The following is a 24,208-nucleotide window of genomic DNA, read 5'->3' as shown; positions in this document are numbered from 1 at the left end:
CATCCACCACCGGGGCCTCGACCGCCATGCCGCTGACCGGACGTTTCTGGTTCCGCCGGACTTGGACCGGCAAGCTGGTCCTGCTCGTCGAGGAGGAGCGCGGGCGCTGGTTCCGGCGCCGCCTCGGCCGCACCCTGCGCTGGCGCGACGCGCGGCTCCTCGATCTGGCCGAGGGGCCCCTGCGGGGGCTCATGACGCTGGAGCGGACCTACCGCGCCGAGTTCGGCCCCGGCGAGCCGCGCCGCCCCGCCGGCCTCACGGCGGTCCCGGGCGGGCGGGCCCTGCCGCGCGGCGGGCCGGAGCCAGGAACAAGGCCGTCCCTGTCGGGTTGACGGCAGGCAAGACAGCGACGGCGTCGCTGTCTTGCAGCCCCTCGTGGGCGTTTCCTCCCTAGACTTCCGGACCGTTCTCCTGAGGGCGGTCCTTTTTTTGTTGTCGTCGGTCAGTCGCCGCGCAGTCGTCGACATGGTCCGCGACGGACAGCTCTCAAGAATCTCTCAGATTTACTTCCCGCCGTCCTGGGCCTCGCCCAGCGCAACGGTCCCGGCACCGGTCTCGGCACCGGCCTCGAGGGCCAGCAGCGCGAAGGTCGCGAGCCAGTGCTCGCCCATGTAGTCGCCGGTGACGTGCGGGAGCCCGGCCGCGAGGTGCGCCTCCGCGGCCGCGCGGAGCGGCGGCTGGCGGGGATCGTCCGGTCCGAGGGACGCGGCGAGCGCGCGGAAGCACCACGCGCGGCTGAGGTTCAGCCCGTCGAGATGGGCGATCTTCCCGTCGGAGCGGTCGGTCACGCCCGCGGGGCGGAACAGGGTCGCGGGCCGGGACGCCGCGAGACCGGGCAGGAACCGGTCGAACCAGGGCGCGAAGCGGGCGGGCGGCAGCAGCCGGCGCATGCACTCCGCCTCGATCAGCGCCGAGGAGAGGAAGTCGTCGCCGCCGGGTTCGCCCCAGGCCGGGCAATCCGCGTCCTCCCCGTACCAGCCGACGGCGGTGTCGTGCAGCAGAGTGGTCAGCCCGGCATCCCCCGCGCCCTCCGCGTAATCGGCCGCCAGGCGCAGCGCGAAGGCGGTGTTGAAATGGGTCCCGACCCGCACCGGGTAGGACGCCACCGGCAGGAACTCCGCGAAGCGCCGGACGATCACCGCGGCCAGCGGCGCCAGGGCCTCGGACCAGCGGCGCTCGGGGAGCGCGGCGAGCGCGTCGGCGAGCTTCAGCAGCCAGCCCCAGCCGTAGGGCCGCTCGAAGCCCCGGGCGGTCGGGGCGGCGAAGTAGGCGCATTCCCCCGCCACCGTCGCGGGAGTCAGCTGCGCGTCGAGCCGGGCGCGGATCGCCGGGGCCTGCGGGCCATCCGGGAACAGCCGCAGCACCCGCGCCAGCAGCCACGTACCGTGGACGCAGGAATGCCAGTCGTAGCTGCCGTGAAAGGCCGGGTGCAGGACCGCGGGGGTGCGGGCATCCGCCGGCCCGGCCAGGACGTGCCCCGGCTTATTCGGATACTCGCGGCCGACATGGCCGAGGGCGACGGCGGCGAAGCGCGCGGCGATGTCGGGGGTGAGCGTGGGCGCGGGCGTCATCGCGGCATTCCGGCGGGCGTTCTGCGGGGACTCGGCGACCGCCGGCATAGCGGGTTTCCCGGCACGGCGTCAGGGCTCGCGGATCCTTTGCCGGCACGGCCCCGGATCGGCTATCGCGGTGAGGCCGGGCCGGACGCGCCGGCCTCACCGGGAGCCCCCATGCGCCGCACGCCGCCCGCCGCCCTCCTCGTCGCGGCCCTCTCGGCCGTCGCGGCCCTGGCGGCCGCCGCGGCACCGGCCGCCGCCGCGCCGGACCCGAGCCGCGACGTGCTGTGGGCCGCCCTGAAGACCTGCGTCCTCGCCAAGCGGCTCGCCAACCGGACCTTCCCGTGCCTGTCGGTCGATCTCGGGGACGGTGACCGTCCCGGCTCGGCGGTCCTGCGCGCGCCCGGCGAGCCGACCCACAGCGTCGTCATGCCCACCGACACCGTGCCGGGCCTGGAGGCGCCGGTCCTGCGGGGACCGCGCGGTGCCGCCTACTGGCGGGCGGCCCTGGCGGCGCGGCCGCTCGTGTCGGACGTGCTGAAGGGGAGGCTCACCCCCGCGGAGGTCGGGCTCGCGGTCAACTCGGCCCGGGGCCGCAGCCAGGACCAGCTCCACATCCACCTCGACTGCCTGAAGCCGAGCGTGCTCAAGGCGATCCGAGCGCACGGCCGGCAGGTGCGCCACACCTGGAGCCGCTTCCCGGTGCCGCTGGCCGGCGACCGGTACTACGCCCTGCGCGTGCCGGAGGCGGAGGCCGCGCAGTTCAACCCGTTCGCGGCCCTGCACACCCTGCCGGGCGCCCGGCCGGACCTGCACCGGACGAGCTTCGCGGCGCTCGCCACGCCCCCGGGCGATCCCGAGCCGGGCTACATCCTGCTGGCCTACCGGGCGCCGAGCGCCAGCGCCGAGGACGTGATGGACCACAGCTGCACCGTCGCTGCGTCCCGCGGCGGCGCTTGAGCGGGCCCGGTCACCGGCTCAGTCCCTCCGCGCGGTAGAAGCCGGCCAGGCCGGCCCCCGCGGCGAGCCGGATCTTGGGCAGGGCGACGCGGTCGAACAGGGCCGCGTCGCGCGCCCGGTTCCCGCGCTCGGTGACGGCGATGTGGTAGATCATCGCCCATTTCACGCTGTCCCGGCCGCCGTCGAGGGCGCCGAGCCGGTCGCGCACGAACCACGACCGGCGCAGGTAGCGGATCAGGCCGGTGGCGGTCGGGACGTCGAGAAGGATCACGCCCGTCGCCCGCTCCAGACGCTGCGGCAGGCACCGGGCATAGGTGCCGTCCATGACCCAGCGCGGCTCGCGGATCGCCGCGTCGTGCAGGGCCTGGAACTCCGCGAAGGGCCGCGGATCCCAGTCGGTGCCCGGCTGGTGGTACAGCCGGTCGAGGTGGACCGGCGGCAGGCCGCGCGCCCGCGCGATGGCGACCGCCAGGGTGGACTTACCGCTGTTCGACGGCCCCAGGATGCAGAGCCGCGGGCCGAGCGCGTCGAGGGTCACGGCGAGCGCGGCGGTGGCAGCGCGTCGAGCAGCTGGCGCAGGAATGCCCGCACCGCCTTCGGCAGCCGCCGGTCGCGCATCGCCTGGATCTTCACGCTCCGGGCGAGGCTCGTCCGGGACTGGATCGGCAGGCTGACAAGCTCGTTGAGCCGCAGGGGCGTCTGCACCGACAGCGCCGACATCAGGGCGATGCCGCGGGAGCGCCGCACGAAGGGCAGCAGCGCCGAGAGCGTGTTGGAGGTCAGCACCGGCTCCACCGCGATGCCCTCGTGCGCGCAGGCGGCGTCGAAGACCTGCCGCAGGGTCGTGTCCCGGGTCGGCAGGGCGACGGGATACTCCAGCAGGTCGACGAGGCGCAGGGCCGGCGCCCGCGCGAGGGGATGGTCGGGCGCGGCCAGCGCCAGCATGTCGACCTGCCCGTCGTAGAGCACCTCGACCTGCGCGGTGGGTGTCAGCGTGAAGGTGATCCCGAGATCGGCATCCCCCACCGACACCGTCTGGGTGACCTGGGCCGGGGGCTGGACCGTGACCTCGAAGCGGATGCCGGGATGGGCCGCGTGGAAGGCCGCGATGGCGTTCGGCACGATGTCGAGGGAGAAGCCCTCCGAGCAGGCGACCCGGATCAGCCCGCGGGCGAGCCCTTCCAGCTCCCGGATCTGGGTGACCACCTGCTCGGAGCGGATCAGCACCTGATGGGCGTGCTGCGCCAGCAGCTCACCGGCCGGGCTCGGCACCATGCCGCGCGGGCGGCGCTCGAACAGCACGCAGTCGAGCTCGGCCTCCAGATTGGCGATCTGCCGGCTGATCGCCGAGGCCGCGACGTTGAGCTGGGACGAGGCGGCCGCGATCGACCCGGTGCGGGCCACAGCCAGGAAGTAGCGCAGGCCCGTACTCTGCATTATCGTGCTCGATGCGCCGTATGGTGCGGTGCACATTGCCGATACGGCAACGCAGCACTCGCTAAATTCTACTTGTTGCGATCCCAGATGCACAACACCATGGCAGGGTGAAAAACGCGGCAGCCGCGGAACCGTCCGCCGGGCCTGTCCGCCGCGCCGTCGGAGCCTGCATGCCGCTACGGACCCTCACCCGAGCCGCCACCCTGGCCGCCTCGTTCGCGACCCTGATCGCTGCCCACCCGGCGCTGGCCGGCAAGGCCAACGACACATTGGTCTACGCGTCGGACAGCGAGCCCGAGAACGTCAGCCCGTACCACAACAGCGCCCGCGAGGGCGTGATCCTGGCCCGGAACTGCTGGGACACGCTGCTGTACCGGGATCCCAAGGACGGCACCTACAAGCCGTTCCTGGCGACCGCCTGGAAATGGGCGGACGACACAACCCTCGACCTCACGATCCGCGAGGGCGTGGTCTTCCACAACGGCGACCCGCTCGGGCCGGAGGACGTGGCCTTCACGTTCAACTACGTGCTGACCCCCGAAGCGCGCACGGTCACCCGCCAGAACGTCGACTGGATGAAGTCGGTGGAGGTGACCGGCCCGCACAGCGTGCGCATCCACCTGAAGGCCCCGTTCCCGGCGGCGCTGGAATACCTCGCCGGCCCGACCCCGATCTTCCCGGCCAACTACTTCAAGAAGGTCGGCCTCGACGGTTTCGCCAAGGCGCCGGTCGGCAGCGGCCCGTACCGGATCACCAAGGTCGACAGCGGCCGCGGCGTCTCCATGGAGCGGTTCGACAAGTACTGGGCCGAGAGCCCTCTGGGTAAGCCGAAGATCGGCAAGCTGCAGTTCCGCGTCATCCCGGACGGCGAGAGCCGGATGGCCGAGCTGATGACCGGCGGCGTCGACTGGATCTGGCGGGTGCCGAGCGACCAAGCCGAGCAGTTGCGCGCCGCGCCCAACATCACGGTCCTCAATTCCGAGACGATGCGGGTCGGGTTCCTGCAGTTCGACACGCTGGGCCGGGCGAAGGAGAACTCGCCGCTCAAGGACGTGCGCGTCCGGCAGGCGATCTCCTACGCCATCGACCGCAAGGCGATGGTCGACAACCTCGTGCGCGGCGCCTCGCGGGTGATGAACGCGCTGTGCTTCGTCGACCAGTTCGGCTGCACCGACCAGGGGGTGATGCGCTACCCCTACGACCCCGCCAAGGCCAAGGCGCTGCTCAAGGAAGCCGGCTACCCGAACGGGTTCGAGATCGACCTCGGCGCCTATCGCGAGCGCGACTACGCCGAGGCGGTGATCGGCTATCTCGGCGCCGTCGGCATCAAGGCGCGGCTCAACTACCTGCGCTACGCGGCGTTCCGCGACGCGCTGCGGGCCGGCAAGACCTCGATCGGCTACCAGACCTGGGGGTCGTTCTCGGTGCTCGACGTCTCGGCCTTCGACGGTGTGTATTTCCGCGGCGGCGAGGAGGACCTGACTAAGGATCCGCAGGTGATCGCCGACCTGCAGGAGGGCGACAGCTCCATGGATCCCGAGAAGCGCAAGGCCGCCTACGCCAAGGCGCTCCAGCGGATCGCCGCGCAGGCCTACGCGCTGCCGATGTTCTCCTACTCGACCAACTACGCCTTCACGTCGGACCTCAACTTCACCGCCCAGCCCGACGAGGTGGCGCGCTTCTACGCGGCGTCGTGGAAGTGACGGCGGTGGCCGTAGCGCGCCGCGCCCCCTCTCCCGTGCGGGAGAGGGCACCCGCGATCCGGCCGGGTTCCGAAGGCGGCAGCCGATCCGGTCCGCATCGCCGAAAGGGAGCCTGAGCCATGCTGGCCTTCACGTTCCGGCGCGTGCTGGTCGCCCTGGCGGTGGCCTTCACGGTCTCGGTGGCGAGCTTCCTGCTCCTCCATCTCTCGGGCGACCTCGCCACGGCCATCGCCGGCCCTGAGGCCACCGGGCCGCAGATCGCCCAGATCCGCCAGGATTACGGCCTGGACCAGCCGCTGCTGACCCAGTTCCTCACCTGGGGCTGGCGGGCGCTGCACCTCGACTTCGGCAACTCCTTCTATTTCCGTGAGAGCGTGATCGACCTGCTGGCCGCCCGCCTGCCGATCACCCTCTATCTCGGCATCATCGCGCTGGCCGTGGCGCTGTTCGTGGCCATTCCCCTCGGCGTCGTCGCCGCCGTGAAGCGGGACACGTGGATCGACCGGACGGCGCTCGCCGTCTCGGTGCTGGGCCAGGCGATGCCGAGCTTCTGGTTCGGCCTGACGCTGATCCTGATCTTCTCCGTCAACCTCCGCTGGCTGCCGGTCTCGGGCAACGCCACCTGGAAGAACTTCGTCCTGCCCGCAGTGGCGCTCGGCTACTACGCGATGCCGGCGGTGATGCGGCTCACCCGCAACGGCATGCTGGAGGTGCTGGCCTCCGACTACGTCCGCACCGCCCGCGCCAAGGGGCTGCCGCCGCGCAAGATCCTGGTACGGCACGCGCTGCGCAACGCCGTGATCCCGGTCATCGCCCTCTCGGCGGTGCAGTTCGGCTTCATGCTCGGCGGCTCGATCGTGATCGAGGCGGTGTTCTCGCTCCAGGGCCTCGGCCAGCTCGCCTGGGAATCGATCGCCCGCAACGACTTCCCCGTTGTCCAGGCGATCGTGCTGGTGCTGGCCATGATCTATATCGGCCTGACGCTCGCTGCCGACCTGCTGAACGCCTTCCTCGACCCGCGCCTGCGCCAGTCGTGAGGATCCGCCGATGAGCCTTCCCCCCGACACGGCGGCGCTCGCCGCCCCCGCCCTGCCCCCGGACGCGCCGGTCGCGCTCGCGCCGGTCCCCTCCCCGACCCGCCTGATCCTGCGGCGGGGCCTGCGCCACACCGGCTTCCTGATCGGCGCCGGGATCCTCGGGCTGATCGTGCTGGCGGCGCTCGCCGCCCCGCTCATCGCGCCGCACGACCCCTACGCGCAGGACGTATCCCGCCGCCTGATCCCGCCGATCTGGCAGGCCAAGGGGACCTGGGACCACGTGCTCGGCACCGACAAACTCGGCCGCGACTACCTCAGCCGCCTGCTCTACGGCGGCCAGATCTCCCTCCTGATCGGGATCTCGGCGGCGCTGATCTCCGGGCTGATCGGCACGACGCTGGGACTCTGCGCCGGCTATTTCGGCGGCTGGGTCGACTCGGTGGTGAGCTACGTCGTGACCACGCGGCTTGCCATGCCGGTGGTGCTGGTGGCGCTCGCCATGGCGGCGCTGGTCGGCGGCTCCCTGAAGGTGGTGGTGCTGGTGCTGGGCTTCCTGCTCTGGGACCGATTCGCCGTGGTGACCCGGGCCGCGACCCAGCAGATCCGCAACCAGGATTTCATCTCGGCCGCCCGCGCCGCAGGGCTGACCGACCTGCGCATCATCCGCCAGGAGATCCTGCCCAACATCATGAACGCGCTGATCGTCGTGGCGACCCTGGAGATGGCCCACGCGATCCTGCTGGAGGCCGCCCTGTCGTTCCTCGGGCTCGGCGTCCAGCCGCCCCTGCCCTCCTGGGGCCTGATGATCGCCGAGGGCAAGCAGTACATGTTCTTCCAGCCCTGGGTGATCACCATCCCGGGCGTGGCGCTCCTCCTCCTCGTGCTGGCGATCAATCTCTTAGGTGATGGCCTGCGCGACATCACCGCCCCCGAGGCGCGCAACTGATGCGCCGCCGTCTTTGCGAGCGGAGCGAAGCAACCCAGCGGCGCCACGCTTGCCGCGGTCGCGCCTCTCTGGGTCGCTTCGCTGCGCTCGCGATGACGGGTGGGGCCGCCAATCCCTCTCAGACACCCTCCTCCGGGATCACACCATGACGCGAGACGCCGCCATCGCGCGCGCCACTGACAGCTTCGATTCGGGCGCGTTCCTCGCCCTCTTGCGGGAGGCGGTGGCGATGCCGACCGAGAGCCAGGCCCCCGGCCAGGAGGCGGCGCTCCGCGCCTATCTCGACGCCTTCATCGCGCCGCTGGTCGCCCGCCTCGGCTTCGAGACCCCGAAGATCTTCCCCAACCCCGACGGGGTGCACGGCCCGTTCCTGATCGCCGAGCGGCGCGAGGGCGCGGACCTGCCGACCGTGCTGATCTACGGCCACGGCGACACGGTGCGGGGCTATCCCGAGCAGTGGCGCGAGGGCCTCGGCCCCTGGGAGATCGTGGTCGAGGGCGACCGCTGGTACGGGCGCGGCACCGCCGACAACAAGGGCCAGCACGTCCTCAACCTCGCCGCCCTGGAGCAGGTGATCGCGGCCCGCGAGGGCCGTCTCGGCTTCAACGTGAAGCTGCTGATCGAGATGGGCGAGGAATCGGGCTCCCCGGGCCTGCGGCCGTTCTGCCGCGAGCAAGCCGAGGCCCTCCGGTCCGACGTGCTGATCGCCTCGGACGGCCCCCGCCTCAACGGCGAGCGCCCGACCCTCTTCCTCGGCTCCCGCGGCGCCTACAATTTCGAGCTGAGCCTGAACCTGCGGGAAGGCCCGCACCATTCCGGCAACTGGGGCGGGCTGCTGCGCAACCCCGGCACCGTGCTGGCCTCGGCGATCGCCTCGATGGTCGACGCAAGGGGCGCCATCCTGGTCGAGGCCCTGCGGCCGCCGCCGATCCCCGAGGGCGTGCGCGCGGCGCTCGCCGACATCCGGGTCGGCGAGGATCCGACCGCGCCCACGATCGACACCGACTGGGGCGAGCCGGGCCTCACCCCGGCCGAGCGGGTCTTCGCCTGGAACACGCTGGAGGTGCTGGCCTTCAAGACCGGCGACCCGGACGGGCCGCTCAACGCCGTGCCGCCCCACGCCAAGGCGACCCTGCAGTTGCGCTTCGTGGTCGGCACCGACTGGCAGAACCTCATCCGGAACGTGCGCGCCCATCTCGACGCGCACGGCTTCCCGATGATCGAGGTCCGGCCGGCCCGCGCCGCGGAAGTCTTCCAGGCGACGCGGCTGCCCGTGGAGGATCCCTGGGTCGAGTGGGCGCTCCAGTCGATCGAGGCGAGCAGCGGAAAAAAGCCGGCGCTGCTGCCCAATCTCGGCGGCTCGCTGCCGAACGACGCCTTCTCGGAGATTCTGGGCCTGCCGACCCTCTGGGTACCGCATTCCTACCCGGCCTGCCGCCAGCACGGGCCCGACGAGCACATGCTCGCCTCCGGCACCCGCGAGGGCCTGGCGATCATGGCCGGCCTGTTCTGGGATCTGGCCGAGGCCGGACCCGACATCCTCCGCCGCCGCACAGCGAGGGCCTGACACGATGAGCGAGCCGGTCGTCCGCATCCGCGATCTGACGATCGCGCTCCCCAAGGGCGCCGACCGCCCGCACGCGGTCGAGGGCCTGAACCTCGACCTCGAGGCCGGGAAGATCCTGTGCGTCGTCGGGGAATCGGGCTCGGGCAAGTCGATGAGCGCCTACGCGCTGACCGGCCTCCTGCCCCGGGCCCTGAAACCGACGGCCGGCACGATCCTGTTCGAGGGCCGGGATCTCCTGACCCTCGACGAGCCCGCGTGGCGGTCGCTGCGGGGCCGGCGCATCGCCATGGTGTTCCAGGAGCCGATGACGGCCCTAAACCCGGTGATGCGGATCGGCGACCAGATCGCCGAGATGTTCGAGGCGCACAACCTGCTCACCCGTAGCGAGCGCTGGGCCCGGGCGGAGGCGCTCGCCACCGAGGTCGGGCTTCCCAACCCCGAGGAGGCGGTGCGGGCCTACCCGCACCAGCTCTCCGGCGGCCAGCGGCAGCGAGCGATGATCGCCATGGCGCTGGCGCTGGAGCCCTCGGTGCTGGTCGCCGACGAGCCGACCACGGCGCTGGACGTCACCACCCAGGCCCAGATCCTCCGGCTGATCCGCGACCTGCAGCGGAAGCGCGGGATGAGCGTCCTGTTCATCACCCACGATTTCGGCGTGGTGGCGGAGATCGCCGACCACGTGGCGGTGCTCCAGCGCGGACGGCTGGTCGAATCCGGCACCGCCGAGGCCGTGCTGCGCAATCCGCAGGCGCCCTACACCAAGGCGCTGCTCGCCGCCGTCCCGAGCCTGACGCCGCCGCCGCGCCCGCCTCTGGAGGCGGCCCCGGTCGCGCTCTCCGTGAACCGGTTGTCCAAGACCTATTCCGGGCGCTCCGGCCTGTTCGGCAAGCCGCGGGTCGTCGCGGCCGTCAAGGAGGTCTCGTTCGACGTCCGCCGCGGCGAGACCCTGGGGATCGTCGGTGAATCCGGCTCCGGCAAGTCGACCACGGCGCGGCTCGCGATCCGGCTGATCGAGCCCGACGGCGGCACGGTGCGGCTGGGCGGACTCGACTACACGGCGCTCAAGAGCGGCGACCTGCGCGACAAGCGCAGCCGGATCCAGATGATCTTCCAGGACCCGTTCGCGTCGCTGAACCCGCGGCGCACCGTGGAGCAGATCATCACGGCGGGCCCGATCGCCCACGGGGTCCCGGCCGCCGAGGCCCGGGAGCGGGCGCGCAGCCTCCTCGACCTCGTCGGTCTCGATCCGAAGGCCGCCGCCCGCTACCCCAACGCCTTCTCGGGCGGGCAGCGCCAGCGCATCGGCATCGCCCGAGCGCTCGCGATGGAGCCGGACGTGCTGGTGGCCGACGAGGCGGTCTCGGCGCTGGACGTCTCGGTCCAGCGGCAGGTGCTGGACCTGCTGGAGGACCTGAAGCAGAGATTGTCGCTGGCGATGCTGTTCATCACCCACGATCTGCGGGTGGCCGCCACGATCTGCGACCGGATCGCCGTGATGCACCGCGGCGCCATCGTGGAGATGCGGGGCACCGCGGACCTGTTCGCCGCGCCGGAGCACGCCTACACCCGCACCCTGCTCGCCGCGGTGCCGGGCGCGCGCGCCTCCTGAGCCGTTCCGGCCCCGGACGGGCCAATCTGGGACGCAGAGACAAGTTTTTTGGACGGGACCGCCCTGTCCGGATCCTGCAAGTTCAGTAGGATAGCGCCGTTGTCGAGGGTGGAGCACCCCGGCGGATCCACGGCTGCACCCGCTATCCGTCCCCGCCCGCACCTCGCACGGGGACAGGGTTATCGAGCGTGTCGATCTCAGACAAGACCGACGACATCAGGCCGAACCGCAAGCGCAGCGAGACGAATCTGCCGCCGGTGCTCCGCCGCGGGCGCGAGCACCGGATCGTGCGCTGGATCGGCGCCGCGAACCGCAAGGCGCCGCGCCCCGCGGAGGAGCCCGCGGCTGCGGACAACCGGGTGATCAAATTGAGCTGGGCCGACACGTTCGGCCGCCCGGGCCGCGCCGAGCCCGGCCGATCCGAGCCGGCCCCCGCGCAGGTGCTGCCGTTCCTGGGGCGGAGGAGCGAGACCGCGCCGCGCGCGGCCCCGCGCCGCGCCGCCGATCAGCCGCCGGTGCCCGTCCTGCGCTGATCGACGCGCCCGCCGGGCACGCCGAGGCCGATCGCCTTCGCCAGCGCGGAGCGCTGCGCGGCGTAGCCCGGCGCCGTCATCGGGTAATCGTCCGGCAGACCGTAGCGCTCGCGGTACCGCTCCGGCGTCAGGCCGTGGGCGGTGAGGTGGCGCTTCAGGGTCTTGTAGGTCCGGCCGTCGATGAAGCTGACGATCCCGTCCTCCTGGACCGACTTGCGGATCTGGGCCGGCGTCGGCCGCTCCACGGCCGGCTCGACCGCGGCCGCCGGCGCCTGCCCGTCGAGGGATGCCAGGGCCGCGTGCACGCTCGCCATCAGCTCGGGCAGGGCCGTCGGCGGAACGGAATTGTTCGAGACGTAGGCGGCGACGATCTCGCCCACCAGCGTGACCAACCTGAGGCTGTTCTCGGGATTCTTTTCAGGCACTGCGCGAGTCCACACGAAGCTTTCGACGACGATGCCTGCGGTTCCAAAGCAAAAACCGCGTATGTGTCAAGACGGTCTTGACTGAGGGATGATCACCCGAAGCGCTTTTCGGTGCGGATGGGCCGGATCGCCGGCGCGAAAGGCTCCGGTCACCTGCACAAAGGTGCCGATGGAATGCCTGTTACACGGGTCGGGAGCCCGCGCGGCGGGAAAGACCGCGCGCGGCGTCACCCGATCCCGAGGGCGCGGATCAGCGTCAGGCTGAGGGCGATCAGGACCGCCAGGGAGGCGGTGACCGCGAGGGTGACCCGGCCGCCGACCCGGGCCAGGACCCGGACGTCGACCCCGAGGCCGAGGGCGGCCATGGACAGGACCGTGAGCACGCCGGCGAGCTGGGTCAGCGGCTTCACCGCCGGGTCCGGGACGAGGCCCAGGGAGCGCAGGGTGGCCAGCGCCAGGAAGCCGAGGATGAACCAGGGCACCAGCTTGGTGAAGCCCGGACGGGACGGCGCCGGCGGCGCCCCCGCTGCCTGCGGCAGACGCGGAGCGATCAGCGAGAACACCACCACGACCGGGCCGAGCATCAGCACCCGCACCAGCTTGACCAGGGTGCCGACTTGGGTCGACAGCAGGCTCACCGGGACGGTCGCGGCCAGGACCTGCGGCACCGCGTAGACGGTGAGCCCCGCCAGCACCCCGTACTGGTTGTCGGTCATGCCCGCGAGGGGCACGAACAGCGGCAGCCCGAGCACCATCAGCACGCCGAGGACGGCGGTGAACGCGATGGCGGCGGCGATGTCCTTCGCCTCCGCGCCGATCACGGGCGCGACCGCCGCGATGGCCGAGTTGCCGCAGATGGCGTTGCCGCAGGCCACCAGGATCGCCATCCGGGCCGGCAGCCCGAGCGCCCGGCAGATCGCCACGCTGGCGGCGATGCCGAGCACCACGGTCCCGACGATGCCGGCCAGCAGCGCCGGGCCGGAGGCGAGGATCGCCCCGAGGCTCAGGGAGGCGCCGAGCAGCACCACGGCGACCTCGAGGAGCTGCTTGGCCGAGAAGGCGATGCCGGTGCGGAACTGCGCCGGGGGCGTCCAGGCGGTCCGCACCGCGATGCCGATCAGGATCGCCAGGACCAGGGCCTCGATATAGGGGTGGCCGGCGAGACGCTCCTCCACCGCCTGCGCGGCCATCGCCACCGCGGTGATGGCCGCGCACAGGCCGATTCCCGGCAGGACCGAGGCGGCCGTGCCCGACCGGCCGCCCCGGTCGGGGAGCGGCGATGTCGGGGCTGTCTTGGACGAGGCTTCAGGGCTCACGAGACGAGGCTCCGGGGTCGCCGGCGGAGCCTATAGGAAGAAAACGTTCGCCGCACCCGCGCAACAGAGAAGTTCAATCTCTATTCAAGCGGAATGCGAGAAGTAACATCTGACCGGACGGCGGAACCGGCGGCGGGCGGGGTGCTGCCGGAACCCGTGCCGCCCCCGGCGGCGACGGGTCCGGTGCCACGCCCCGGCCCGCTCAGGCCTGCATGCCCCAGCGCTGGACAGTGCGCCGCTCGATCGTCTGGAAGATCAGGTTCTCGACCACGAGACCGATCAGGATCACGGTGAGCAGCCCGGCGAACACGTTCGGGATGTCGAGCATGTTCTTGTTCTCGAAGATGAACCAGCCGAGGCCGCCCGCCCCGGACGACACCCCGAAGACCAGCTCGGCGGCGATCAGGGTGCGCCACGCGAAGGCCCAGCCGACCTTCAGGCCGGTGAGGATCGAGGGAAACGCCGCCGGGATCAGGATCTTGCCGATCAGCCGCGGACCCGACAGCCCGTAATTGCGTCCGACCATCTTCAGCGTCCGGCTCACCGACAGGAAGCCCGAATGGGTGTTCAGCGCGATCGCCCAGGTCACCGAGTGGACCAGCACGAAGATCAGGCTGCCGTTGCCCAGGCCGAACCAGATTAGCGCCAGGGGCAGCAGCGCGATCGCCGGCAGCGGGTTGAACATCGACGTCAGCGTCTCGAGCAGGTCGGTCCCGATCCGCGACGCGATGGCGACGCCGGTCAGCACGGTCGCCAGGGCGACGCCGGCGGCGTAGCCCATGAGCAGCACCTTCAGCGAGCTCCAGGCCCGGGCCGGCAGCGTGCCGTCCGCGACGCCCCGGAAGAAGGCCTCCACGGTCGCCGAGAAGGTCGGGAACAGGAGGTCGTTGTCGAGGTAGCGCCCGTAGGCCTCCCAGATCCCGGCGAGGAGCACGAGGATCACGATCTTGCGCAGCCAGGCCTGGTTGTAGAGGCGCTCGGCGACCGACAGCGGCTTCTCGACCACCGCGGCACCGTGGGCGTGGCCGGTCTCGCGCACGATCTCGGGCCGGCCGGACGGCGGCAGGGGCGCGAGGCGCGGCGCCGCGCCCGTCCCGGCCAGCGGGGCGCCGCTCAGGGCTTGCGCGCTAGACATTCTCCGCCTCCTGGATCTCTTCCGAGAACAGCATGTGCTGGATCCGGCCCTCGAGCTGCAGCGCCGCCTCCGGCGACGCGGCGCTGTTGAGCTCGGCCTTCACCTCGCCGGGATGGGGCGAGAGCAGCAGGATGCGCGAGCCGACCTTGATCGCCTCGGGGATCGAGTGGGTGACGAACAGCACGGTGAAGCGCGTGCCCTCCCACAGGGCCAGCAGCTCGTCCTGCATGCGCCGCCGGGTCAGCGCGTCGAGCGCCGCGAAGGGCTCGTCCATCAGCAGGATGTCGGGCTCCATCGCCATGCCGCGGGCGATGGCGACGCGCTGCTTCATGCCGCCCGACAGGGTGTGGGGGTAGCTGTCGGCGAATTTCGTGAGGTTGACCTTGTCGATGTAGAGGTTGGCCCGGTCCAGGGCCTCGCGGCCTCTCAGCCGGCCCGAGGCCTCGAGGGCGAAGACCACGTTCTGCCGGACCGTCTTCCACGGCAGGAGCTGGTCGAATTCCTGGAACACCATCATCCGGTCGGGGCCGGGCTCGGTGACCGGGCGCCCCTTCAGGCGAATCTCGCCCTCGGTCGGCGCCATGTAGCCGCCCACCGCCTTGAGCAGGGTCGACTTCCCGCATCCGGACGGCCCGAGCAGGACGAAGCGGTCCCCGGGCCAGACCCGGAAGCTCACCCGGTAGGTGGCCGTGACGAGGTGCTCGGGCGTCTTGTAGCGGAGCGTGACGCCGTCGACCTCCAGCAGAGGCTGACCCGTGTCCATCCATCCTCCCTGGCGCCGCGGTTTGAACCGCGTTTCGCTGAGGGCCGGAGATGGTCCGCCCCTCACGGGAAAGTGTATCGGCCCGCGGAAGAGGCTGTAAAGGTCGATATTTTGTATGCGATGGGATCTTCGTCCCGATCGTCAGGCCCGACCGGTCAGGCCGGGTGCCACCACCGGCCCTTCAGCACCACGCCCTCCGCGGTGATCCGCTGGGCGCCCGTCATGTGCTCGCCCCGGGTGTCGACGTAGTCGAACGCGCCGTCCCGCACCGCCAGCACGGTGGCGTCGCCGAGCGCCCCGACCTTCAGGGTCCCGTACTCCATCCGCTTCAGCGCCACGGCGGCGTTCACCGTGGAGGCGGCGATCACGTCGGTGAGGCTCATGCCGAGGCAGAGCATCTTCGACATGGTGGTGACCTGGTCGAAGGCCGGCCCCTCGATGCAGAGCTGGTGCACGTCCGACGAGATCGTGTCGGGCAGGAAGCCGCCCGCCAGCATCGCCCGCGCCGTCCTGAAGGCGAACGAGCCCTTGCCGTGGCCGATGTCGAAGATCACGCCCCGCGCCCGCGCCTCGCGGAGCGCCGGCTTCACGGCGCCCTGGGCCGTGATGGGCGAGTTCGGGAACGGCCGGAATGCGTGGGTCAGCACGTCGCCGGGCCGCAGCATGGCCAGCACCTGCTCGTAGCTCGGCGGCGGCTCGTCGATATGGGCCATCAGCGGCAGGCCGGTCTCCTCGGCGACCTGCAGGGCGATGTCGAGGGGCGCGGTGCCCTGGTCGCCCGAGGCGTGGCGCCCGACCCGGACCTTGATGCCGACGATCACGTCCCGGTTGGCCTCGGCGACCTCGACCGCCTCCCGGGGCGCCATGAGCCGCGGGTCCTCGCTCTCGCCGACCATGATGGTCTTCGAGAAGCCGAAGATCCCCGCGAAGGAGACGTGCAGGTATGCGAGGATCCGCGCCTCGGACCGCTCGATCACGTGGCTGCGGAAGCCCGCGAAGTTGCCCGGCCCGGCGCTGCCGGTATCGACCGAGGTGGTCACTCCTGAGGTCCGGCAGAACTCGTCGGCGTCGATGCCGAGCGAGGTGCCGCCCCAGTAGACGTGGGTGTGCAGGTCGATCAGGCCCGGCGTGACGATCGCGCCGGCCATGTCGCGGACCTGCGTGCCGGGGCCCGCCGGCAGGTCGCGGCCGAAGCCCGAGACGCGGCCGTCCGCGAAGGCGACGTCGCAGATCCCGTCGTGGTTCTGCGACGGGTCGATGACCCGGGCGCCCTTCAGGATGAGGTCGTGCTGCACGAGAGACTCCGGATGTGGTTCGCGGGAATCCGACCCGTCCTCGCGAGCGCAGCGAAGCGACCCAGGGATCCGCCACGCTCGGGGATCGCGCGCTGCCCTGGGTCGCTTCGCTGCGCTCGCGAGGACGGCGCCGTCAGGCCGCCCGGGCGGGGGCGGCCGTGTCGTTGAGATGGCAGGCGGCGAGATGGCCGGCGCCGACCGCGTCGAGGCCCGGCACCTCGGTCCGGCAGCGGTCGAAGGCGTGCGGGCAGCGGGTGTGGAAGCGGCAGCCGGAGGGCGGGTTGATCGGGCTCGGCACGTCGCCCTTGAGCACGATGCGGGTGCGCCCGGCCCCGGGCTCGGGGATCGGCACCGCCGAGAGCAGCGCCTGCGTGTAGGGGTGCTTGGGCGCGAGAAAGAGATCGCGGCGCGGCCCGATCTCGACGATCTTGCCGAGATACATCACCGCCACCCGGTGGGTCATGTGCTCGACGATGGCGAGGTCGTGCGAGATGAACAGCATCGCGAGGTCGAGCTCGCGCTGCAGGTCGCGCAGCAGGTTGACGATCTGCGCCTTCACCGAGACGTCGAGGGCCGAGACCGCCTCGTCGCAGATGATCAGGTCCGGCTCGGCGGCGAGCGCCCGGGCGATGCCGATGCGCTGGCGCTGCCCGCCGGAGAACTCGTGCGGGAAGCGCCCCAGCGCCTCGCGCGGCAGGCCAACCCGCTCCATCAGGCTGGCGAGGCGGGATTCGAGGTCGGCGGCGTTGCGGGCCAGCCCGAAATTGCGGATCGGCTCGGCCAGGATCGCCCGCACCCGCATCCGCGGGTTGAGCGACGAGAACGGGTCCTGGAACACCATCTGGATGTGGCGCCGCAGAGGCCGGAGCGCTCCGGCCGAGAGGTCGTCGATGCGGCGCCCGTCGAGCACCACCTGGCCGGCGGTGGGCGCGTAGAGGCGCATCAGCGCCTTGGCGACGGTGGACTTGCCGCAGCCGGACTCGCCGACGAGCGAGAGGGTCTCGCCCCGGGCCACCGTGAAGGACAGGCCGTCCACCGCCTTGAGCACGCGCTTGGACTGGCCGAACAGGCCGCCGCCGAGGGCGAAGTGCTTCTTGAGGTCGTTGACCTCCAGCAGGGTGCGGGCGGCGGGTGCGGGCGTGGCGCTCATGCCGCGAGGGCGTCCTTCGGCGCGTAGTGGCAGGCGGCGAGGTGGCCCGGCGCCTTGGGCTCCAGGGCCGGCGCGTAGGCGCGGCACAGGTCGGTCACGTCCGGGCAGCGCCCGGCGAAGACGCAGCCCTCGATCCGACCTTTGAGGCTCGGGACCATGCCGGGGATCTCGGCGAGCCGCGCGTCGGCCCCGTGCTCGACGGCGCCGAGCTTCGGCACCGCCCCCATCAGGCCGCGGGTGTAGGGGTGGCGCGGCGACCGGAACAGCTCGCGGACCGGCGCCTCCTCGACCTTGCGGCCGGCATACATCACCACCACCCGGTCGGCGACCTCGGCCACCACGCCGAGATCGTGGGTGATCAGCATGATCGCGGCCCCGACCCGGGCCTTCAGGTCGCGCATCAGGTCGAGGATCTGGGCCTGGATGGTCACGTCCAGCGCCGTGGTCGGCTCGTCGGCGATCAGGAGCTTCGGCGAGCAGGCGAGCGCGATGGCGATCATTACCCGCTGGCGCATGCCGCCGGAGAGCTGGTGCGGGTATTCCCGCACCCGGCGCCGCGGCTCGGGGATGCCGACCAGCGTCAGCATCTCCACGGCCCGCTCCTCGGCCTCCCGGCGGCCGAGCCCCTGGTGCAGCCGCAGGGTCTCGCCGATCTGGCGGCCGACCGTCAGCACCGGGTTCAGCGAGGTCATCGGCTCCTGGAAGATCACGCTGATGTCGTTGCCGCGGATCTTGCGCATGGCGCTGTTCGGCAGGTCGAGGAGGTTCTTGCCCTCGAACTTGATGGCGCCGGCGATGCGGGCCGGCGGCTCGGGCAGGAGCCGCAGGATCGACATCGAGGTCACCGACTTGCCGCAGCCGGACTCGCCCACGATCGCCAGGGTCTCGCCCGACTGGATCGCGAACGAGACCCCGTCCACCGCCCGGTTCACCCCGTCGGGGGTGCGGAAATGGACCTGCAGGTTCTCGATCGACAGGAGGGGGGTGCCGCTCATGCTGCCGGTCCTCATCAGACGTCTTTCGCCATGCGGGGGTCGAGGGCGTCGCGCAGGCCGTCGCCGACGAGGTTCACGGCGAGCACCGTCATCGAGAGGAAGATGGCCGGGAACAGGATGATGTAGAACTTCACCTGCCAGAGGGCCCGGCCCTCGGCCATGATGTTGCCCCAGGAGGGCGTCGAGGGCGGCACGCCCGCGCCGATGAACGACAGGATCGCCTCGGTGATCATCGCGGAGGCGCAGATGTAGGTCGCCTGCACGGTCATGGGCGCCAGCGTGTTGGGCAGGATGTGGCGCCAGATGATCGCCGGCATCCGGGTGCCGGTGGTGACCGCCGCCTCGACGTAGGGCTGCTCGCGCAGCGACAGCACCACGCCGCGCACGAGGCGGGCGACGCGCGGGATCTCCGCGATGGTGATCGCGATGATCACGTTCTGGACCGAGCCGCGGGTGAGCGCCATCAGCGCGACCGCGAGCAGGATCGGCGGGATCGACATCATGCCGTCGACGACCCGCATGACGATCCCGTCGAGCCAGCGCACCATACCGGAGACGAGGCCGACCGCGAGCCCCGCGACCGAGGCGAGGAACGCCACCGAGAAGCCGACCAGCAGCGAGACCCGGGCGCCGTAGACCACCCGCGAGTAGACGTCGCGGCCGAGCATGTCGGTGCCGAACCAGTACTGCGCCGACGGGGCCCGGGTGCGCTTGGCGGGCGCCAGGGCGGTCGGGTCGACGGTGCCGAGATAGGGGGCCAGCACCGCCATCAGGAAGACGATGAGGAGCAGCACGCCGCCGACCACGATGGTCGGGTTGCGGCGCACATAGGTCCAGACCCGGCCCCGGCGCTTGCGGGCCGGGATGACGTCGGGCAGCGGCGCCGCGACGGCGAGGCCCGGCGGCGGGGGCGCCTTGGGGGTGATCCCCTCGGGCGGGGCGCCCGCCTGCGGGGCGCTGCTGGGGAAGGGCGCGACGGTCGCGGTCAATAGCGGATCCTCGGGTCGAGCACGGTGTAGAAGAGGTCGATGGCGAGGTTCACGAGCACGTAGACGAAGCTGAACAGCAGCACGACGCCCTGGATGACCGGGTAGTCGCGGCGCAGGATCGCGTCGACGGTGAGGCGCCCGAGGCCGGGGATCGCGAAGACCGTCTCGGTCACCACCGCACCGCCGATCAGCAACGCGATGCCGATGCCGATCACGGTGACGATCGGCACCGCGGCGTTCTTGAGGGCGTGGACGAACAGGACCGGCCCCTGCGACAGCCCCTTGGCCCGGGCCGTGCGCACGTAATCCTGCTGGAGCACGTCGAGCATGGTCGCGCGGGTCACCCGGGCGATCAGCGCGATGTAGACGAGACCGAGCGTCACCGCCGGCAGGATCAGGTTGGACAGCCAGGGCCACACGCCCTGCTCGATCGGCGTGTAGCCCTGCACGGGCAGCCAGCCGAGCTCGAGGGCGAAGACGTAGGCCAGGATGTAGCCGACCACGAAGACCGGCACCGAGAAGCCCGTCACGGCGAGCCCCATCACGAGGCGGTCGATCAGGCTGCCGGCCTTCCAGGCGGCGACGACGCCCAGCGGCACCGCCACCACGATGGCGAAGACCAGGGTGACGAGCATCAGCGAGACGGTGGGCTGCACCCGCTGGCCGATCATGGTGGTGACCGGCAGGTTGGTGAAGATCGAGGTGCCGAGATCCCCGTGGAGGATCTGCCAGGACCATTCCCAGAACCGCACCAGGAACGGCCGGTCGAGGCCGAGCGTGGCGCGGATGCGGGCGACGTCGTCGGGGGTCGCCTGGTCGCCCGCGATGATCGCCGCCGGGTCGCCCGGGGCGAAGTAGAGGAGGCTGAAGACGAACAGCCCGACCACCGCCATGACCGGGATGGTGGCGAGGATGCGCCTGCCGATATAGCCGAGCATGGGGCCTCGCTAGGCTGTGGGCGGGAGGGCGCGGCGGGTGCGGCCGCCCCTGCCCCCCTCGCGGGTGCCGACCTTCACGCGTCCGGGTCGGGCGCGAACGCCGGCGGCGGAGCGCGACGCGCCCCCGCTCCCGTGCGGGAGAGAGACAGGAGAGGGGACCCGCGCCCGGTCCCGCGACCGCGTTGCCGAGCGCGGTATCCGAAGCCGGGAGCCCGCCCGAGAGACCGGGCGGGTCGGGCAACCCGACGTGGCGAGAGCGGGCGCCATCACGCCTTCGACACGCCCCAGGTGAAGGGGATCGGCCCCTTCACGATGCCCGAGACGTTCTTGCGCCACGCCTGGTAGCCGAGGAAGAACCCGGTGGGCACGTAGACCACGCCCTCGCAGGCGGCGGCGTTGACCTTGTCGATGGCGGCCTTCTCGGCGGCCGGGTCGGCGGCGTCGAACCACTCGGCGATGGCGGTCTCCACCGGCGGGATGTTCGGCCAGCCGAACCACGCCTTGTCGCCACTCGCCCGCACCGCCGGGTAGCCCGCCGGATTGATGCAGTCGGCGCCCGCGTGCCAGGTGTGGAACATGTTCCAGCCGCCCTGAGACGGCGGCGCCTTGGAGGCCCGGCGGGTGCCGGTGGTGCCCCAATCGGTGGCGACGAAGTCGACGTTGAAGCCCATCTTCTTCAGGAGGTCGGCGGTGATGTCGCCCTGCGCCTTGGTGATCCCCTGGTCCTGGGCCACGATGCAGACCACCGGCTCGCCCTTGTAGCCGGCCTCCTTGAGCAGCTTCTGGCCGAGCTTGATGTCGCCCTTGCCGACATTGCCGCCGCCCGCCTCGCTGTAGAGGGGCGTCCCCGGCGTGAAGAAGCCCGGCAGCGTCTTCCACAGGCTGTCGTCGTCGCCGACGATCGCCCGCATGTAATCCTCCTGGCTCATCGCGGTCATGACCGCCTGGCGGATCTTCGGGTTGTCGAAGGGCGGGTGCAGGTGGTTCATCCGGAACGACCCGACATTGCCGAGCGGGTCGGCGATGTCGACGTTGAGGTTGCTGTTCTTGCGCAGCAGCGGCACGAGGTCGGAGATCGGGTTCTCCCACCAGTCGACCTCACCGTTCTGCAGGGCCGCCGACGCGGTGGCGGCGTCCGGCATGATCACCCACTCGACACGGTCGACCAGCATGCGCTTGCCGCCCGCGAGCCAGGAATTCGGCTCGTCGCGGGGCTTGTAGTCGGTGAAGGTCTCGAACACCGCCCGGGCACCCGGCACCCACTCGTTGCGGACGAACTTCATCGGGCCCGAGCCGACATACTCGGTGATCTGCGTGAACGGGTCGGTCTTGGCGATCCGCTCCGGCATCATCAGCGCCATCGGCGCGTTGGTCTTGCCGAGCGCGTAGAGCAGCTTCGGGAACGGCTTCTTCAGGCGCCACTGGAAGGTCCTGTCGTCGGTCGCCGCGAGGTCGTCCTGGATGCCGCGGATCATCAGGCCGATCGGGTCCCGGGCCATCCAGCGGGTGAGGCTCGCCACCACGTCCTTGGCGAGAACCGGCTCGCCGTCGTGCCACTTCAGGCCGGGGCGCAGCCGGAAGGTCCAGGTGAGCTTGTCGCCCGAGACCTCCTCGGACTCGACCATCTGGCGCTGTGGCTTCAGCTGCGCGTCGACGCCGTAGAGCATGTCCCAGACGAGGGTGCCGGCGTTGCGCACCACGTACTGGGTCCCCCAGATCGGGTCGAAATTCGCGAGGTTCGCCTGCGGCACGAAGCGCAGGACCTTGCCCCCCTGCGCCAGGGCCGGCCGCGCGAGCTGCGGCGCAGCCAAACCGAGCGCAGCCGAACCCTTGAGAAAGGTCCTGCGGTCCATCGTCTTCTCCCTGGCGGTGCGGATCTCAAGCATCGGTCGCCGGCCCGCACCTTGCGGGCGAGTTTGAACGGTTCTGATGCGCGGGCGCAATGGCCCGTGGTGACAACGACGTCCGGGCGCGCGTCCGCATCGCCGCCGGCCTTGGGGCGACGGCGGCATGGAGAGGGGCTGTGTGGGTGCGGCTCGAACTCACGGGCCGCGTCTCGCAAGGCCCGCGCCAGCCCGGCCGTCACTGCGTTATGTATTCAGGAACGCGGAGCGCGCGGCGTCTCGGTCGACATGTCCCGCACCGTCATCGCGAGCGCAGCGATGACGGCTATGCCGACTTCATCGATCGGAAACGGGATCGCACAGCGTTTCGCCGCTCGGGATCGAGCGTGAGGCCGGAGATCCCCTCGCCCTTCGGCCTGCGCTGTGTGAGTCCGCGAGCCCGCCGCGGAGGCGGGCCAGCCGGGGCGGCGGGCACCGGAATGGACGCCTCAGCCCACCTGCCGCAGGTGGCCGCCCCGCGCGCCCGGAACCGCCTGCATGGCGCGGATGAAGGCCGCGATGCGGGGGGCGATCACCGACCGGTAGCGCGAGCCGTTGAACACCCCGTAATGGCCGACGCCGGCCTGGAGGTGGTAGGCCTTGCGCGCTTCCGGAAGGTTCGGCGTCAGGTCGAGGGCCGCCTTGGTCTGGCCGACGCCGGAGATGTCGTCGTTCTCGCCCTCGACCGCCAGGATCGCGCAGCGGCGGATGGCGCCGAGATCGACCGGCGTGCCGCGGTGCGTCATCTGTCCCGTCGGCAGGGCGTGGTCGACGAACACGGTCTGCACGGTCTGGAGGTAGTACTCGGCCGTCAGGTCCATCACGGCGAGGTACTCGTCGTAGAACTCGCGGTGCTTCTCGGCCGAGTCGCCGTCGCCCGTCACCAGATGGTCGAACATATCCGAATGGGCGGTGACGTGGCGGTCGAGGTTCATCGCCATGAAGCCCGACAGCTGCAGGAAGCCCGGATAGACCCGGCGCCAGGCGCCCGGGTAGATCGGCGGCACGAGGCTGATCGTGTTCTGCTCGAACCACTTCTGGCCACGCTCCTGCGCGAGGCAGTTCACCGCGGTGGGCGAGCGGCGGGTGTCGATCGGGCCGCCCATCAAGGTCATGGAGGTCGGCACCGCCGGCTCGTCGGCCGCCTCCATCAGCGCCACCGCGGCGAAGACCGGCACCGCCGGCTGGCACACCGCCATGACGTGCAGGTCCGGCCCGAGGACCGCGAACATCTCCTGCAGGTAGTCGATGTAGTCGTCGAGATCGAACTGGCCCGCGAAGAGCGGCACCATCCGGGCGTCGGTCCAGTCGGTGATGAACACGCGATGGTTCGGCAGCATCGCCTCGACGGTGCCGCGCAGCAGCGTGGCGTAGTGCCCCGACATCGGCGCGACGATCAGCAGCTTGGGCTGCGGCTCCGCGGGGGCCGCCGGGAACGCGCGGTCGAAGGCGATCAGGCGGCAGAACGGCCGCTCCCAGACCACCCGCTCGGTGACCGGGACCGCCGCGCCGTCCACCACCGTCTCGGTGAAGCCGAAGGCGGGCTTGCCGTACTGGCGGGTGACGCGCTCGAACATCTCGCAGCCGGCGCTGACCGCGCGGGCGTAGGGTCCGTAGGCCAGGGGATTGCCCGGCATCTGCAGCCCGTAGCGGGTGAGGTCGGCGGCGACGCGGGCGGGTGCCATCAGGGCGCGCGCGCCCTCGTACAGGGAATAGGCCAGCAGCATCGTCACCTCGCGGTCTCGCTCCGGCCGCGGGCATCGAGCCGCGCGGCCCATACCCCCTGCAACCCGAGTCGGTAGGATAATGCTCCACCCTGAACGCGGGCGGAACATCCCGGAGCTGCGGCGACTTGCCTGTGACCACGTCCGCGGGCGATCGTCCGCCAGCGACGACGTGTCCGGGGCGGTGAGCCGGGATTCCCATCGCCGCGTCATGCGAAGGGAGTCCACGGGACGCCGCGCCGGCGGG

At 71.4% G+C, this 24,208-nt stretch carries 22 protein-coding genes; 8 read left to right on the top strand and 14 right to left on the bottom strand.

From position 1 onward, the window contains the following. Positions 1–26: 26 nt before the first annotated feature. Positions 27–332 carry a hypothetical protein gene (locus BLW78_RS17225; RefSeq protein ID WP_091681020.1) on the top strand — a complete coding sequence of 102 codons (306 nt, stop codon included), beginning with the start codon at positions 27–29 and terminating at the stop codon, positions 330–332. A 171-nt stretch (positions 333–503) separates the two neighbouring features. Here the strand turns inward: BLW78_RS17225 and BLW78_RS17220 are convergent, their stop codons facing one another. Then, positions 504–1,571: a DUF2891 domain-containing protein gene (locus BLW78_RS17220; RefSeq protein ID WP_091681067.1), complete on the bottom strand. Its 1,068-nt coding sequence runs from the start codon at positions 1,569–1,571 to the stop codon at positions 504–506. A 159-nt stretch (positions 1,572–1,730) separates the two neighbouring features. Between BLW78_RS17220 and BLW78_RS17215 the strand changes: the two genes are divergently transcribed. After that, positions 1,731–2,516, top strand: a complete 786-nt coding sequence (locus tag BLW78_RS17215; protein WP_091681019.1) for a CDP-diacylglycerol diphosphatase — start codon at positions 1,731–1,733, stop codon at positions 2,514–2,516. Between the two features lie 10 nt (positions 2,517–2,526). On the opposite strand, the gene BLW78_RS17210 is transcribed toward BLW78_RS17215, so the two are convergent. Then, positions 2,527–3,054, bottom strand: coding sequence for a P-loop NTPase family protein (locus tag BLW78_RS17210; protein ID WP_042669604.1), 528 nt, complete (start codon positions 3,052–3,054; stop codon positions 2,527–2,529). Further along, a complete protein-coding gene (locus tag BLW78_RS17205; protein ID WP_091681017.1) occupies positions 3,051–3,953 on the bottom strand; it encodes a LysR family transcriptional regulator in 903 nt (300 codons plus the stop codon). Before BLW78_RS17205 ends, BLW78_RS17210 begins: the two co-directional genes overlap by 4 nt. Before the next feature lie 170 nt (positions 3,954–4,123). Between BLW78_RS17205 and BLW78_RS17200 the strand changes: the two genes are divergently transcribed. The 6 genes from BLW78_RS17200 to BLW78_RS17175 all read left to right on the top strand — a co-directional run bounded on the left by BLW78_RS17200 (position 4,124) and on the right by BLW78_RS17175 (position 11,348). Next, positions 4,124–5,656 carry an ABC transporter substrate-binding protein gene (locus tag BLW78_RS17200; RefSeq protein WP_056533748.1) on the top strand — a complete coding sequence of 511 codons (1,533 nt, stop codon included), beginning with the start codon at positions 4,124–4,126 and terminating at the stop codon, positions 5,654–5,656. A gap of 119 nt (positions 5,657–5,775) precedes the next feature. Continuing rightward, positions 5,776–6,693 (top strand): ABC transporter permease, encoded by a 918-nt coding sequence (locus BLW78_RS17195; protein ID WP_042669601.1) that lies wholly within the window; start codon positions 5,776–5,778, stop codon positions 6,691–6,693. Positions 6,694–6,703: 10 nt separating this feature from the next. Further along, positions 6,704–7,639 carry an ABC transporter permease gene (locus BLW78_RS17190; RefSeq protein WP_091681016.1) on the top strand — a complete coding sequence of 312 codons (936 nt, stop codon included), beginning with the start codon at positions 6,704–6,706 and terminating at the stop codon, positions 7,637–7,639. Between the two features lie 145 nt (positions 7,640–7,784). Then, a complete protein-coding gene (locus BLW78_RS17185) occupies positions 7,785–9,206 on the top strand; it encodes a M20 family metallopeptidase (RefSeq protein WP_091681014.1) in 1,422 nt (473 codons plus the stop codon). Between the two features lie 4 nt (positions 9,207–9,210). Further along, positions 9,211–10,815 carry an ABC transporter ATP-binding protein gene (locus BLW78_RS17180; RefSeq protein ID WP_091681012.1) on the top strand — a complete coding sequence of 535 codons (1,605 nt, stop codon included), beginning with the start codon at positions 9,211–9,213 and terminating at the stop codon, positions 10,813–10,815. Between the two features lie 188 nt (positions 10,816–11,003). After that, positions 11,004–11,348, top strand: coding sequence for a hypothetical protein (locus BLW78_RS17175; RefSeq protein WP_091681011.1), 345 nt, complete (start codon positions 11,004–11,006; stop codon positions 11,346–11,348). Here BLW78_RS17175 and BLW78_RS17170 read toward each other — a convergent pair. The 11 genes from BLW78_RS17170 to phaZ all read right to left on the bottom strand — a co-directional run bounded on the left by BLW78_RS17170 (position 11,321) and on the right by phaZ (position 23,964). Further along, positions 11,321–11,773: a Ros/MucR family transcriptional regulator gene (locus tag BLW78_RS17170; protein WP_026605051.1), complete on the bottom strand. Its 453-nt coding sequence runs from the start codon at positions 11,771–11,773 to the stop codon at positions 11,321–11,323. The two genes, BLW78_RS17175 and BLW78_RS17170, sit on opposite strands and share 28 nt — an antisense overlap. 227 nt (positions 11,774–12,000) lie before the next feature. Beyond that, positions 12,001–13,005, bottom strand: a complete 1,005-nt coding sequence (locus BLW78_RS17165) for a YeiH family protein (protein ID WP_244526971.1) — start codon at positions 13,003–13,005, stop codon at positions 12,001–12,003. Positions 13,006–13,291: 286 nt separating this feature from the next. Next, the gene (locus BLW78_RS17160) at positions 13,292–14,224 is read right to left on the bottom strand and encodes an ABC transporter permease (RefSeq protein ID WP_091681007.1); all 933 of its coding nucleotides are present in this window, start codon (positions 14,222–14,224) and stop codon (positions 13,292–13,294) included. Beyond that, a complete protein-coding gene (locus BLW78_RS17155; RefSeq protein ID WP_020093977.1) occupies positions 14,217–14,987 on the bottom strand; it encodes an ABC transporter ATP-binding protein in 771 nt (256 codons plus the stop codon). Before BLW78_RS17155 ends, BLW78_RS17160 begins: the two co-directional genes overlap by 8 nt. Positions 14,988–15,142: 155 nt before the next feature. Further along, on the bottom strand, positions 15,143–16,282 hold the full coding sequence (locus BLW78_RS17150) for an amidohydrolase/deacetylase family metallohydrolase (RefSeq protein ID WP_091681005.1): 1,140 nt from the start codon (positions 16,280–16,282) through the stop codon (positions 15,143–15,145). 133 nt (positions 16,283–16,415) lie between these two features. Next, positions 16,416–17,432, bottom strand: coding sequence for an ABC transporter ATP-binding protein (locus BLW78_RS17145; RefSeq protein ID WP_091681003.1), 1,017 nt, complete (start codon positions 17,430–17,432; stop codon positions 16,416–16,418). After that, positions 17,429–18,442 (bottom strand): ABC transporter ATP-binding protein, encoded by a 1,014-nt coding sequence (locus tag BLW78_RS17140; RefSeq protein WP_020093980.1) that lies wholly within the window; start codon positions 18,440–18,442, stop codon positions 17,429–17,431. Before BLW78_RS17140 ends, BLW78_RS17145 begins: the two co-directional genes overlap by 4 nt. Then, positions 18,442–19,353 carry an ABC transporter permease gene (locus tag BLW78_RS17135; RefSeq protein ID WP_026605053.1) on the bottom strand — a complete coding sequence of 304 codons (912 nt, stop codon included), beginning with the start codon at positions 19,351–19,353 and terminating at the stop codon, positions 18,442–18,444. The genes BLW78_RS17140 and BLW78_RS17135 overlap by 1 nt, the downstream gene beginning before the upstream one ends. 59 nt (positions 19,354–19,412) lie before the next feature. Continuing rightward, positions 19,413–20,354, bottom strand: coding sequence for an ABC transporter permease (locus BLW78_RS17130; protein WP_020093982.1), 942 nt, complete (start codon positions 20,352–20,354; stop codon positions 19,413–19,415). Between the two features lie 266 nt (positions 20,355–20,620). Next, a complete protein-coding gene (locus BLW78_RS17125) occupies positions 20,621–22,207 on the bottom strand; it encodes an ABC transporter substrate-binding protein (protein WP_091681066.1) in 1,587 nt (528 codons plus the stop codon). Positions 22,208–22,686: 479 nt separating this feature from the next. After that, entirely contained in the window at positions 22,687–23,964 is a 1,278-nt protein-coding gene (phaZ, locus tag BLW78_RS17120) for a polyhydroxyalkanoate depolymerase (RefSeq protein ID WP_020093984.1), read from the bottom strand. Between the last annotated feature and the right edge of the window lie 244 nt (positions 23,965–24,208).

Source organism: Methylobacterium sp. 275MFSha3.1 (genome assembly GCF_900108435.1).
Classification (GTDB): domain Bacteria; phylum Pseudomonadota; class Alphaproteobacteria; order Rhizobiales; family Beijerinckiaceae; genus Methylobacterium.
The sequence above is the reverse complement of the archived record's forward strand: the minus strand, read 5'-3'. Positions and strand labels throughout refer to the sequence as shown.